At 37.5% G+C, this 14984-nt stretch carries 8 protein-coding genes; 7 read left to right on the plus strand and 1 reads right to left on the minus strand.

The features are described from left to right. Nucleotides 1-36 precede the first annotated feature (36 nt). From BWI92_RS09260 to BWI92_RS09270, 3 genes are all read left to right on the plus strand, one after another. Nucleotides 37-3111, plus strand: coding sequence for a two-component regulator propeller domain-containing protein (locus BWI92_RS09260; RefSeq protein WP_141234734.1), 3075 nt, complete (start codon nucleotides 37-39; stop codon nucleotides 3109-3111). A gap of 28 nt (nucleotides 3112-3139) precedes the next feature. Beyond that, nucleotides 3140-3889, plus strand: a complete 750-nt coding sequence (locus tag BWI92_RS09265; protein WP_095162308.1) for a LytTR family DNA-binding domain-containing protein — start codon at nucleotides 3140-3142, stop codon at nucleotides 3887-3889. A gap of 496 nt (nucleotides 3890-4385) precedes the next feature. Then, a complete protein-coding gene (locus tag BWI92_RS09270) occupies nucleotides 4386-5303 on the plus strand; it encodes a PorP/SprF family type IX secretion system membrane protein (protein ID WP_095162310.1) in 918 nt (305 codons plus the stop codon). 52 nt (nucleotides 5304-5355) lie between these two features. Here BWI92_RS09270 and BWI92_RS09275 read toward each other — a convergent pair whose 3' ends face one another. Then, nucleotides 5356-6696, minus strand: a complete 1341-nt coding sequence (locus BWI92_RS09275; RefSeq protein ID WP_095162312.1) for a tetratricopeptide repeat protein — start codon at nucleotides 6694-6696, stop codon at nucleotides 5356-5358. A 1049-nt stretch (nucleotides 6697-7745) separates the two neighbouring features. On the opposite strand from BWI92_RS09275, the gene BWI92_RS09280 reads away from it, so the two are divergent. The 4 genes from BWI92_RS09280 (at nucleotide 7746) to BWI92_RS09295 (ending at nucleotide 14776) form a co-directional block, all read left to right on the plus strand. Then, nucleotides 7746-10481, plus strand: a complete 2736-nt coding sequence (locus tag BWI92_RS09280) for a 2-oxoglutarate dehydrogenase E1 component (protein ID WP_095162314.1) — start codon at nucleotides 7746-7748, stop codon at nucleotides 10479-10481. 160 nt (nucleotides 10482-10641) lie between these two features. Beyond that, nucleotides 10642-12165 carry a 2-oxoglutarate dehydrogenase complex dihydrolipoyllysine-residue succinyltransferase gene (odhB, locus tag BWI92_RS09285; RefSeq protein ID WP_095162316.1) on the plus strand — a complete coding sequence of 508 codons (1524 nt, stop codon included), beginning with the start codon at nucleotides 10642-10644 and terminating at the stop codon, nucleotides 12163-12165. A gap of 242 nt (nucleotides 12166-12407) precedes the next feature. Beyond that, nucleotides 12408-13811 carry a dihydrolipoyl dehydrogenase gene (gene lpdA, locus BWI92_RS09290; protein ID WP_095162318.1) on the plus strand — a complete coding sequence of 468 codons (1404 nt, stop codon included), beginning with the start codon at nucleotides 12408-12410 and terminating at the stop codon, nucleotides 13809-13811. 209 nt (nucleotides 13812-14020) lie between these two features. Next, a complete protein-coding gene (locus BWI92_RS09295) occupies nucleotides 14021-14776 on the plus strand; it encodes a hypothetical protein (protein ID WP_141234735.1) in 756 nt (251 codons plus the stop codon). The last annotated feature ends 208 nt before the right edge of the window (nucleotides 14777-14984 follow it).

Here is a 14984-nt window from a genome sequence, read left to right on the forward strand (position 1 = left end):
CAGGTAACTTTACCTTACACGGACTTTTTTTGTGGCATGAAACAGCTCTTACTTTTTATATTTCTACTTATATCTTCACTTAGTTTTGCACAGTATCCTTTTTTAAGGTCTTATACTGTTGACAATGGTTTGCCTAGCTCTAATGTATATCGTGCTTATCAAGATAGTAAAGGTTTTCTATGGTTTTGTACCGACAAAGGTCTTGCTAGATTTGATGGGTATCATTTCGAAAGTTTTACCACTAAAAATGGTTTGCCCAACAACGATGTCTGGCAATGTGCAGAGGATAATCAAAAGAGAATTTGGTTCTTAACTTACAGCTCTGTCTTCTTTTATTTTGATACGAATGATAATAAATTCTATACCATTCCGAATCCATACCCAGATTTACAAGATTCCCATATTTGGTGTTATGTTCAAACAGCTCCTAATACCGTACAAGTGATTTTAAGTAAAGGGTTAGAAGTACTAGAAATAGATGTCAAAAAGAAAGTGGTTAAAAGATTTATGCCACGTAAAATAGGCAATCAATCATATCCTTTTATCAATAACAAAACCCATCTTAGTGTGATAATGAGTGTAGGGTCTCCATTTACGCTGAGAGCCTATTCCGAAGGGCTTACCCATAACCTTAAAAATATACCTCACGTACTTCCAAGGTTTGATAAAGGCAACTTTCCAACCGAGATTTTTGATAAACTTATCACGATTTTATTTGAAGATGATAAAACCATATATGCTACTGCCGATAAACTTGTAGTGTACAGTAAAGAAGGTCTAAAACAAATTCATATATCCAACTTAAGTCCATTAAAAAACAATCCTATCACACTACTTCTCAGCACAGGGAGTTTGAAGTATAAACTATGTGTTACAGAAAAGGAATCCTTTCTCTTGGATGAAAATTTCAACCGACTTCGACAGTTCGATTTCCTAAATAAATATGTTCTCAATACAATTTATGTAGATAGTGAGGAAAACTTTTGGTTTTGTACCAAAGACAAAGGTTTATTGTTTTTGTCAAAGCAAGCAATGTATTCTGCCACCTATAATTTTCAGGGAGGAAATTCGGTTGTGGCTATGCAACAATTTGAGAATAAAATCATATTTGGAACAGGTAAAGGTGACTTGTACAGAATCAATCAGGATGAATCTATTACACGGTTTTTGATTAAAGACCCCATTCATCTTCCCGTTAGGGATATTGCTATTACAAAGGAAAAGGCTATGATTGCCTATTTTGGAATGGATTATACCATGTATTCCACAAAGGCACTCATGACCAAAACTCGTTTATCCATTAATAAAATCATCAAGAAAAATGGTCAAAGCGATTTACATGAGCCTATTAACCGAAAATATGATGGAGAGAGCGTCCATTGGATCGATTTTAAAACAATCGATACCCTTGATGCAAAAACGATCATAGGATATAACGCCCTAATGATGGTAAAACTCTTTGAGTCAAAAAAGTATTATCAGGCTCGAAAAATGTTTACTAAGGTTAATATTCCCAAAATTGTTGCCATGCACGTGGGCAGTAATCACAAGATATGGGTCGGAAACTCTAAAGGTATTTATCAACTTTCTATGATTGATTCCACAGCAGAACTTTTCGACAAACAAAAGATTCAATATCCAATACTGAGTCGAGCTGTAAAATGTTTGGTATCGGACAAAAATGGGAGGGCTTGGGTAGGTACCAATGGGTTTGGATTATATGCCTTCGACGGGGGCAGTCCGTTCGTTGTATCAGAACTGGCCTATGAAAATATCAACGCTGTTTTTCTGGACAACAAAACTCAAACTGTTTGGGTAGGCACCAACAAAGGGGTATTTGTACTATCCAACATTGATTTTAAAACAAAGCAATATCAACTCAAAAAGTTGTCAGTAATTCAAGGTTTACCAACCCATGAAGTATATTGTCTGACGGTGCAAAATGACATAGTTTGGATCGGGACAGCCAATGGACTCTTCAAATTGGGGGTAAAGTATGTGCTCAATATGCCTGTGCCCAAAGCTCAGGTACCGTTGGTGATTAGACGAGTAAAAGTGAATAATCAAGATACTTTGGTCACTACGCATTATGAGCTTGAGCATACGCAAAATAATCTTACAATAGAGTTTGTGGCGCTTTCTTATATGAGTAATAAAAATATCAGATACCAATATCGTTTGCTTGGTAGTAATCAATCTGATACACATTGGAGGGAAGTAGAAGAGCTACAGTTAAGCTTTCCATTTTTGCCTCCAGGAACTTATATTTTTGATTTGAGAGCTTATGATGTGACTGGAAAAATAACGCAAAAAATAAATCCAATAAGATTTCACATAAAAGCACCATTTTGGCAAGAAACTTGGTTTTGGGTAGTGATAGCGATTCTTATTGTTGCCATTATTCTATTTTCGGTTTACGCTCGAATCCAATTTATACAAAGAGTGGAAGGTGAAAGAACTGAGGCGAACAAGAAATTTGCACAACTTGAATTACAAGCCCTACAGGCACAAATGAACCCTCATTTTGTATTCAATGCGCTTAGTTCTATTCAGTATTATATATTAAATAATGACATAGAAGCTGCAAATGATTATTTGAGTAGATTTTCGAGATTAATGCGTCTTTTTTTAGAGTCCTCTCGTAACAAATATATATCTGTTCATGAAGAATCGGAGCTGTTGGATTACTATATTACACTAGAGCAATTGCGTTTTAAAAATCGTTTTACCTTCCAAATTAGTATTGAGGATGATGTACCACATGAATTAGAAATTCCTGCCATGTTGATTCAACCATTTGTTGAAAATGCTATCAATCATGGCTTGGTGTATAGTAAAAATAATGAAGGATACCTAAGGATACACTTTTGTCTAAAGGACGATTACGTGCTGTGTACCATCGAAGACAATGGAATTGGACGTGCCAAAGCTGCAGAGTTAAAACAAAAATCGCTAAAATCGTATCAGTCTCAAGCAACACAAATTACAGCAGAGCGAATTCAATCTTTAAAGTATATTGAAGAAACTAAAGTCGAAGTAAATATTATTGATAAATTCAATGAAATAGGTGAGTCTCAAGGGACAAAAGTTGAAATACTTATTTATCTTTGACAAACTAAAATATCCCTAATTGTTAACCATGCTTAGAGCTATCATTGTTGATGATGAAAATAATGCACTAGAAGCTTTAAAAACTCTTTTAACCAACTATTGTCCGCAAGTAAAAATTATAGACACAGCCAGCTCAGTCGAAGAGGCATATCAAAAGGTGGTTACTTTCAATCCTAATCTCTTGTTTTTGGATGTGGAAATGACAAATGGAACAGGATTCGACTTATTAATGAAATTTGACGAACCTTCTTTCAAAGTCATATTTGTAACGGGTTTTGACCAGTATGCGCTTAACGCCATTAAGTTTTCGGCAATTGATTATCTTCTAAAACCGATTGATGTGGCAGAACTGATCGAGGCAGTCAAAAAGGCAGAAAAACAACTCAATAGTCAGGATAATCTTGGTGAACTACGAAATTTACTTAGTACTTTGAATAACCCCAGAAGCCGTAAGAATAAAATAGCCATACCTACGCACAAGGGGTTTGAAATGATAGAGGTACAGGATATTGTTCGGTGTGAGGCTTCAAGTGGCTACACTCTGATTCACTTGCTTCAAGGGAAGCCAGTTATGTCTTCTCGTGATTTAAAAACTTACCACGAACTATTGGAGGAGTATGATTTCTTTCGAATACATGATTCGCATGTCATTAGCCACTTCCATATTCAGAAGGTTTTGAATGAGGATGGTGGAGTGGTTGTACTTACCAATGACATACGATTACCAATAGCTCGTCGCCGAAAATCCGATTTTCTAGAATGGCTAAAAGGACGATAAGCCATGTACCAATCATATTCGACCAGATAATAGTAATTTATTGCCGTATAAAAGGTGTAGATTGTTTGACATAGCTTTACTATGTATTTTCGTAATGTGTGTTAGACCTCTATACTTATCGAGGACTCCCAAGCATAAGGTAACTTGTGGGTCCTCTTTTGTTTTTATATAAAATGAGTACACAAAATACTTAGGAAGTACAATTTTTTGAAATCCCACACAAAGCATTTTGGATAGTCTAATATCAAGCTTTGTTAAAAATATCCTAGTAAAGGTTCTACACAATCTATTCTGATAAGCCCCCAATACTATCTTTCCTGATTTTTGTATTTACTGCCAATAGAGATTTGTGCAAGCACTATTATCATAAAATCCTACCAAGTATTTTTATATGCTTCTTCTAGTTTGTGATTCTTGCATTATAGCGTACTGGCTACTAACTTCGTTACAAAACCTCATCGAGTAGGTCAGTTCTAAGATTAAACACAATGTCATTATGAAAAAGCTTTTACTAGGGCTAATAGCCGCCTTGCTATATTTTCAAAGCTATGGTCAGCAAGATCAGTTGTACTATACTTATCCTTTCATGCCCATGACAATCAATCCTGCCTATGCTGGTGCGAAAGAAGTCATCTCTTTTTCAGGTATTTATCGCAAAAGACCCTTGTTTACCAATAATGTTGGTGCTACTTCAACCCAACAATATTTTAACTTAGATATGCCAATCGCCCAAGATAAAATGGGGGTAGGCTTTCAAGCATATAATACTGATCAAGCTATTGGAATAGGAGGGAACTTGGCAGGTAACTTAGGGCTGTATGGTAATTTTGCCTATCGTTTCAATATGCCTAATGATGGCAAATTGGCTGTAGGTGCTTTGGCGGGTATAACACAAGTTCCTGCTATTTTTGGGGCTGGGAGTTCAGGTACCACTCGATTACGTTCTAGCTTTGGTTTAGGGGTATATTATCAAAATGATGATTGGTATGCAGGTGTTTCGATGCCTAATGTCAATGCCTCTAGTGATGGATATAATGTGCCTATCTTTGTTTCGGGAGGATATTTGTTTCCATTATCTGATGATTTTATGCTCAAAACTGGTGTAGTGTTCAGACGCATCAGCAATGGTGATTATAACCGAAACGATATAGATTTGCACGGAGTACTTTGGGTAAAAGAAAGATTTGGAGTGGGTGTTTGGTATCAAAATACAGGCTCTGAATTTGTCAATAAGGCACTGTTAGGCTCCTTAGAAATACAACTCAACAAAATGAGAATTGGTTATTCCTACGACTTCCAAGGTAGTAATTCGACCAACACAACTTCGCCAGCCAATCAAGGTTTTCACCAAATTATGTTAAGATTTGACTTTGATTCTGGTAATGGGAAATCAGCGCAATTCAAATATTTCTAAAAATGTTTCATGACAATAAATAAAAAACGGGTGAGAAATTCTCACCCGTTTTCTATTTCATCTTTTCCAATGCAGATGTAAATTTTTGCGTATCTATTTTTTCTTTTAGCGCTAATTCATAAGCTTTTTGCTCTATATCAAGGGCTTTTTGCTTGTCGCCCAATTTCAACATCAGTTGAGCATAAGAATGATAATACTCAGGGTTTTCTACCAGCTCTATAGCTCTCTGAACCCAAGGAATAGCTTTTTCTAGTTTTGCTGGAGTATCTACTTGCTCATAAAACGTTTTCACCACATCATGAAGCTCATTGGCCGTGAGGCGTGCCATCGTGAATCGACCATTCTTTTTGATATTGTTGTAGAGTGGCGCTCCTGTACCTGTAGAGTCACGAATCCCGAGTCTGTAAGCTTGCATCATTTTGTCATATTCCCACAAATCTTGCTTACGAATACTTTCAATCTGCACAAACATCACGTATTGATCCAAATAATTTTCAGCAGCTTCTACGTACTTATTGATGTCTTTTATGGCTAGATAAAAAGCCAACTTATTTTTATCATTTACTCTATCAGCGGTATTGGGAAGTGCCTTTAAATTCGCTTGTAAGGCTTTCTCAAAAAGTACTTTATTTTTGGTCTCGATGGCCTGATAAAAGAATTCATTGATACTGGTCGAAAAGGCCTGATTGACTTTTTCATCTCCACCTTCAAACAATCCTTCTGCTTTTTCACGATATTTTAATAATAGTTCAAACGCTTTTCCATCAATTTTAAAACCATTATTAACCACCAAACGAAGAGTTTTGTCTGACGATTGTTGGATAGGAGTTAACGCTTTCACATACTCCTCTACCAGTGTCATGTTGTCAAGATTGTATCTGGAACGTTTGGCAATAAACTCATATAAAAAATCAGGATCACGTTTGCCTTCATTGTATTGTTTTTCGAGCACATAGATAGGCTTGGAGTCTGACTGATTTGTCAAAACCAAGTCGGCTTCTTTTAACAAATCGGTTGAGCCAAGGTATCCTTCTTGTTTGTACACCAAATTTTCGGTGGCATCTACAAAAAGGCAAGTAGGGTAGGAAGTCACATTATAACGTCTGGCTAAAGTAATCCCAAATCCTTTTTCAGCATCGATTTTGTAATTGATAAATTTGCTATTGAATTTATCACCCACAGACGCTTCGGAGAATGTTTTTTTGTCCATCTCCTTACAAGGTCGGCACCAAGTAGTATAAATATCAACAAAAATCAACTTGTTCTGAGCTTTTGCCTGAACAAGTACATTTTGCCAATCATCTTGACGAAAAGATATTCCCTGTGAGAAGGTCTGAGCACTTACCCACATAAGGGCAAGAAAACAGATTTGCGACAGGTTTACTGGTTTCATGGTATGGTAATGTTTTTGGTAAGGAATAGTTTCAATGAGTATTCAACGTTTTTGAGAACAAAGAAAATATATGCTTAAGACGAATCGTCTCATGAAATTCCATTCGAAAATATCACTATTTATTCACAAAGCCCTTATTATTAACAACAACTTCTTGCAAATAAGCACAGTTGAAGCTCATTAATACCCTTAAAAATGCAGGAAGTCTCAGCAATAATCAAGGATTAATATACTGAAAATAAATTACATAAATAAGTGCTTCGTGAAAAAACTCTGTGTAAATAACCACAGAATGAGCAATTTAGGTAGCAAATACAAGTTTTTAGGGAAATTCCTTAAATGTTATCATGCAAAAATATATAGTTATCTACTTGTAGTCCAGAACTACAGAAAAAAAAGCATTTAAGCTTCAAATAAATTCGAAAAGTACAAGTATCACCTACAAATGAAATACAGATATGGTAGTAAGACAAAATGAGTAAAAAATGACAAAATTTGTATTTTTTGGGTAGGATTAATTGCTTTTTGGCGGAGGAGTAAAACAACTACAAAACTACTTGGCACTACTCGTGTTATAATTTGTAGCTAATTACGTGCCAAAATGGGATGAGCTTAAAGAAAATATTCAAGGATTCAGTAAATCTAACTACCTGATTGACTTAGAGACATAAGGATAGTTTTTCAAAAAAAATAGGTAAAACAAATAGATATATGCGTACATTTGCACCCGCAAAAAAGAAGTTTTCTTACATAAACTAGAAATACTACAAACTGATTAAAATAGTTGCTATTTTAAGGTAAAGTTGAATTTTTCTAAGAAAGCAAAATTTTTAGAGGGGTTATTTTAGCTACTATATTAATTTGGCAAAAATCCTGTAAAAAACAAATAAATTTTTGTGATTTAATTAACGGGCATACCGTAACTTTGCCAAAATTCTATTGGGAGACTTTCATTAAATCCAGAAATCCAATCTCTTTGTACTTTATTCGTACCCTATGTAAGAAACTTTACGAATAAGTTTAATTAATATCAAAGATTAACGCCAGTTATGGACCAATTTTCATACATTGCCAACGCCGATACTGCGGTAATTTCGGACTTGTACGAGTCATATCAGCAAGACCCCAATTCGGTTGACGCTAGTTGGCAGAACTTTTTCAAAGGTTTTGACTTTTATACTTCTTGGAGTGGCGAGGCCTCTTCAACTGGAGTGAGTAGTGCATCTGTCGATGCCTCAATGGTTCAGAAAGAAATGTCTGTAATCAGTTTGATTAAGGCATTTAGATCAAGAGGACACTTGTTGTCAAAGACCAACCCTGTGCGTGAGCGCAAGGATCGTCGTCCGCGCCTTGATTTAAAAGATTATGCACTTTCTGAAGCTGATCTTGATACAGTATTCCAAGCGGGTAGTTTTTTGGGCATAGGTCCAGCTTCTCTTCGCAAAATTGTGGAATCTCTCTATAAAATCTATGCAGGTTCGATTGGTTTTGAGTATTCTTACATCAGAGAATCAGATGTTAAAGAATGGCTTCGTAACAAGATCGAAAAGGAAGCGCTAGCTTTTAATCCTTCTATCGACGAGAAAAAACAGATTCTTCAAAAATTGAATGAAGCTGTTGTTTTCGAAAACTTCTTAGGTACAAAATACTTAGGTCAAAAACGTTTCGGTTTGGAAGGTGGCGAAAGTACCATCCCTGCACTTGATGCTATTATCAATACAGCGGCTGATCTTGGTGTGAAAGAAGCGATGATTGGTATGGCTCACCGTGGTCGTTTGAACGTATTGGCAAACATCATGCATAAATCTTACGCTGCAATCTTCGATGGTTTTGAAGGTAATATTCCTGACCAAATCCATGGCGATGGTGACGTAAAATATCACTTAGGCTATTCATCTAAGCATATTACTCCTGCTGGTTCTGAAATTTCATTGAAATTAGCGCCAAACCCTTCTCACTTAGAAGCTGTAAACCCTGTGGTTGAAGGTTTCTGTCGTGCAAGTGCTGATGCTCATTATGATGGTGATTACGACAAAGTATTACCAATCTTGATTCATGGTGATGCTGCAGTAGCTGGTCAGGGTATTGTATATGAGGTAACTCAAATGGCGAAGTTGCGTGGTTATGAAACAGGTGGTACAATCCACTTCGTAATCAACAATCAAGTAGGTTTTACTACTGACTTTGAAGATGCTCGTTCGGCAATCTACTGTACAGATGTAGCTAAAATTATTGACGCTCCAGTATTCCACGTAAATGGCGATGACCCTGAAGCTGTTGTTTTCGTCTCGAAAATTGCTGCTGAATTCCGTCAACAGTTCAACCGTGACGTATTTATTGATATGGTTTGTTACCGTAGAAATGGTCACAACGAATCTGATGAGCCAAGATTTACACAACCAACTTTGTATTCGAATATCACAAATCATCCAAACCCTCGTGAAATCTATACACAAAAATTGATTACACGTGGTGATATCGATGCTCAGTTGGCTTCTCAAATGGATTCTGAATTCAAGGCTGAATTACAAGCTCGCCTTGATCAGGTAAAACAAAAAATTCGTCCAGAATATGTGCCATTAAAATTGGATAACAAATGGGCTAAATTGCGTTTTGCTGGTACAGAAGATTTTGAGAAATCTCCAAAAACTGGTATTTCGAAAGAAACGATTGATAAAATTGCGGCTGCTTTAACAAAATTGCCAGCAGGTTTCCATGCCTTGAAGCAAATTGAAAAAGTATTAGCTGACCGTAAAGCATTTTTCCAAAACGGACAATTAAACTGGGCAACAGCTGAAGCTTTGGCTTATGGTTCATTGTTGTTGGAAGGTAAAATGGTACGTGTATCTGGTCAGGATGTTCAACGTGGTACGTTCTCTCACCGTCACGCAGTTTTGCACGATGCTGAAACTAACGAGTCATATACATCTTTGAACTTTATTGAAGAAGGACAGGAGCAAATTCAAATCTATAACTCATTGTTGTCTGAATACGGTGTATTAGGTTTTGAATTTGGGTATTCATTGGCAAACCCTGAGGCTTTGGTAATCTGGGAAGCTCAGTTTGGTGATTTCTCAAACGGTGCGCAAACGATGATTGACCAATTCATTGCATCTTGCGAATCTAAATGGGGTACCATGAATGCTTTGGTAATGCAATTGCCTCATGGTTATGAAGGTCAAGGTCCTGAGCACTCAAATGCTCGTCCTGAGCGTTACTTACAATTGGCAGCAGAAGATAACATGGTAGTAGCAAACTTGACTACTCCTGCAAACATCTTCCACGCATTGCGTCGTCAGTTGGCTTGGGAATTCCGTAAGCCTTTAATCATCATGTCACCAAAATCATTGTTCCGTCATCCAAAGGTAGTTTCTCCAATCGAAGAATTTATCGACGGTTCATTCCAAGAAATTTACGGTGACACTTATGCAGATGCTAAGAAAGTGAAGAAAGTATTGTTGTGCTCTGGCAAAGTTTATTTCGACTTGTTGGAAAAACAACAAAAAGACAATCGCACCGATGTGGCAATTATCCGTATCGAGCAGTTGCATCCTTTCCCAACTAGCCAAGTAAATGCAGAACTTGCGAAGTATCCAAAAGCGAAAGTGTACTGGGTACAAGAAGAGCCAGAAAACATGGGGTACTGGTCATTTGTAACTCGCGAATTTGGTTTCAAATCATTTGAAGGAGTTATTGCTCGCAAAAAATCTGCTTCACCTGCAACAGGTTTCTTGAAAGTTCACAACGAAGAACAAGCAATCCTAGTAGATAGAGCATTTGCTTAGTTATAATATTTGTTGAAACCGACTTTTTGACGCTAAGGCTCAGAGAGTCGGTTTTGGCATCATGTTACTAGACAATATTACAATAGGACATTTTACTATAGTTATAAATTGAAGATTGTGTCAAACAACCAATCCGAATACTAAATAATAAATTAATAAGATGGCAATCGAAATGAAAGTTCCGCCAGTTGGCGAGTCGATAACCGAGGTCACAATTGCCTCATGGAATAAAAAAGATGGGGATGTAGTGAAGATGGATGAGGTATTGTGCGAGTTAGAGTCTGATAAAGCTACCTTCGAACTACCAGCAGAAGCTGAAGGTGTTTTGCGTATTGTTGCAAAAGAAGGAGATACTTTACCAATTGGTGCAGTAATCTGCGTTATCGAAGCCGCAGGTGCTTCGGCAGCAGCACCAGTTGCAGCGGCTCCAGTAGTAGCTACTGCTCCAGCGGCAGCGCCAGTTGCAACGGAAACTAAGGTTGTTGAAATCAAAGTTCCAGCAGTGGGTGAGTCTATTTCTGAAGTTACAGTTTCGTCTTGGAATAAGAAAGAAGGTGATACTGTATCGATGGACGAAGTACTGTGCGAACTTGAATCTGACAAAGCTACCTTCGAATTGCCTGCTGAAGCGGCGGGAGTGTTACACATCGTAGCTGAAGCGGGTACAACATTGCCAATAGGTGGCTTAGTAGCTACTATTACGGTAGGTGCAGGTGCTAGCGTTGCTGCCCCAGCTCCTTCAGCAGCACCAGTTGCAGCAGCTCCTTCGGGCGATGCCAACTATGCTGCTGGTCATGCTTCTCCTGCAGCAGCTAAAATTTTAGCTGAAAAAGGTATTGATGCTGGTGCTGTACAAGGTACTGGCGTAGGTGGCCGTATTACTAAAGAAGATGCTCAAAGTGCTCAAAAACCAGTAGCTTCAGCGCCTGCAACTCCAGCAGCAGCTCCTGCTCCTGCGGCAGCGCCAGTTGCTTCTTCTGACTCAAGAGGTGTAAGAAGAGAGAAAATGACTTCGCTTCGCAAAACAGTAGCTCGTCGCTTGGTTCAAGTGAAAAACGAGACTGCTATGTTGACTACTTTCAACGAAGTTGATATGAAGCCAATTATGGATTTGCGTTCGAAATACAAAGATAAATTCAAAGAAAAACATGGTGTTAACCTAGGTTTCATGTCATTCTTCACTAAAGCAGTGACAGTGGCATTGAAAGAATTCCCTGCGGTTAATGCTTCTATCGACGGCGATCAAATTGTTTACCACGATTATTGTGATGTTTCGATTGCGGTATCTGCTCCAAAAGGTTTGGTGGTTCCTGTAATTCGTAATGCTGAACAATTATCATTGGCTGGTATCGAGGCTGAGGTTATTAGATTAGCAACTCGTGCTCGTGACAACAAATTGACACTTGATGAAATGAACGGTGGTACTTTCACTATTACAAATGGTGGTGTATTTGGTTCAATGTTATCAACACCAATTATTAATGCTCCACAAGTGGCTATCTTAGGTATGCACAACATCGTTGAGCGTGCTGTAGTAATTGGTGGCCAAGTGGTAGTTCGTCCGATTATGTATGTAGCACTTTCGTATGACCACCGTATCATCGACGGTCGTGAGTCTGTAAGCTTCTTGGTACGAATCAAACAATTATTAGAAGATCCAACTCGTTTGTTGTTAGACGTCTAGTTTAAATAGATATTACTGAGGCAAAGACACGATATTATGCGTGTCTTTGCCTTTTTTGTATCATTTTTTGACTTAAAATCCATTGTTTCAATGTGCGAGAAAAACTATTTTCATCAAAAATTGAAGAAGATTGGTCGAAAGTCAAACACTTTATTTCAAAACTATCCGATAAAGAACTTTTATAGTAACAAAGCAATTATAGATAAAGAGTCAAAGGCTCAATAACTGTAAATAATCAAAGTATGCAATACGACGTAATAGTAATAGGCTCAGGTCCTGGTGGTTATGTAGCAGCCATCCGTTCGGCTCAATTAGGCTTAAAAACAGCCATCATCGAAAAATACTCTGTATTGGGTGGTACTTGCTTAAACGTAGGCTGTATTCCATCAAAAGCATTGTTGGACTCATCTGAGCATTTCTACAATGCACAACATTCATTTGCTGAGCATGGTATCGAGCTTGAAAACTTGAAAGCTAATTTATCTCAAATGATTTCTCGTAAAAAAGGAGTAATCGAAAAGATGAATAATGGTATTGCTTTCTTGATGAAGAAAAACAAAATCACGGTTTACAACGGATTAGGTTCTTTTGTTGACAAAAACACTGTGAATATTGCTAAATTAGATGGTACTGCTGAGCAAATTACTGGTAAAAATATCATCATTGCTACAGGTTCAAAACCAACGGTGTTACCATTTATTCCTGTTGACAAAAAGCGTGTTATTACTTCAACAGAAGCTTTGAATCTTCAAGAAATTCCAAAGCACTTGATCGTTATTGGTGCTGGTGTTATTGGTGCTGAGTTAGGTTCGGTTTACGCTCGTTTGGGTGCAAAAGTAAGTTTCGTAGAATTTGCTGATTCTATGATTCCTACTATGGACAAAACAATGGGTAAAGAGTTGCAGAAATCAATCAAGAAATTGGGTGCTGATTTCTACTTAAGCCACAAAGTAACTGGCGTAGTTAACAATGGGGACGACGTAACTGTTACTGCGAAAAACTCAAAAGACGAAGATGTAACAATTACTGGTGACTATGTATTAGTTTGTATTGGTCGTCGCCCATATACTGATGGTTTGAATCTTGAAGCTGCTGGCCTTGCTACAGACCAAAGAGGTAAACTTGAAGTAGATGAGCATACTTTACAAACAAAAGTAGGTGGAATCTATGCTATTGGTGATGTGATTCGTGGTGCGATGTTGGCTCACAAAGCAGAGGAAGAGGGTGTATTTGTAGCTGAAACTATTGCTGGACAAAAACCACACATCAACTACAACTTGATTCCAGGCGTAGTGTACACTTGGCCAGAAGTAGCTTCTGTTGGTCAAACAGAAGAAGAATTAAAAGCGGCTGGTCGTGCTTACAAGGCTGGTTCATTCCCATTCAAAGCTTTGGGTCGTGCAACAGCTTCAATGGATACTGATGGTTTGGTAAAAGTATTGGCAGACAAAGCTACAGACGAAATTCTTGGTGTTCATATCATCGGTGCTCGTGCAGCAGATATGATTGCTGAAGCAGTAGTTGCCATGGAATATCGTGCCTCTGCTGAAGATATTTCACGTATGTCACACGCTCACCCTACTTATACAGAAGCTATGAAGGAAGCATGTTTGGCAGCAACTGAAAACAGAGCTTTGCATGCTTAATTTGAACTTTTTATGCTGAGATTTTGGCATTAAAATAAATAGAAAAAGGCTGATGGATTATTCTGTCAGCCTTTTTCTTTATTAAAAATACCAACATTAATCATTTCCAAAAGACTATCTCAATCAGCATTATGGATTTGAAACTCACGCACTTTTTTCTTAGCTTTGAGGGTAGTCATCATTATATCACTATTTGTACAAAAAATATCATGAAAAAAATAGCCGTATTCGCATTAACTATTTCAATATTAGCTTCTTGTAAATCAAAATCTGGTTCAGAATCCACTCAGACAGACTCGGTTGCTGTTACACAAACGGAATCAACTACTCCAGCTAGCGATGCATTGTATTTGGATGATGTGTTGGCTTGTAATGATTATGAGGGTTTGGTGAAAAAATTTGGTGCTGAGAATATTGTTAAAAAAGCAACCATCGAAACTGGTGAAGGTTCTTTTGAAGCAACTAAGATTTTTGCAGGAACTCCCAAAGAAATCGAAGTATATTGGCAAGATGGAAAAGAATACAAAGTTATTGGTGATGTATTAGCAAGATTACAAATAAAAGATGATAAGCCAGCAGCTGAGGGTTCGCCTTGGACTACTAAACTAGGCTTGAAGCCAGGAATGACCCTAAAAGATGTTATAGCCCTTAATGGTAAAACCTTTACTATTACTGGCCTTGGCTGGGATTTAGGAGGAAATGTTGTAAGCTGGGAAGGTGGTAAATTGGCAGATAAAGATATCAATATTAGATTTAACGACTATTCTACAAATTCTGGTGGCTTATCAGAAACTGAATATGCTCAAATTTCTGGGGATCGTGAATTTGACGTGAAACATCCTTCTATTCAAAAATTGAACCCAATTGTAGACCAAGTATCAGTATATCACAAACCCAATTTCGATAAAGAATTAGGTAATAAGATGTACAAAGATGTAGAGGAAAAACAAATGCCGAAGCATTAGGATGTCAGTGACAAAGGAGCAAAGGCACAGAGGGACAAAGTGAAATTTAATTAGGCTTTATCCCTCTGTGTCTTTGTCACATTTCATCTTCTTGACTTTTCACCTATCCACTTTGTGCCCCTGTGCCTTTGTCACATTTCACCTTCTTGGCTTTACCACCTATCCACTTTGTGCCCCTGTGCCTTTGTCACATTTCACCTTCTTGGCT

Source organism: Flectobacillus sp. BAB-3569, assembly GCF_002270355.1.
Classification (GTDB): Bacteria; Bacteroidota; Bacteroidia; order Cytophagales; family Spirosomataceae; genus Flectobacillus; species Flectobacillus roseus.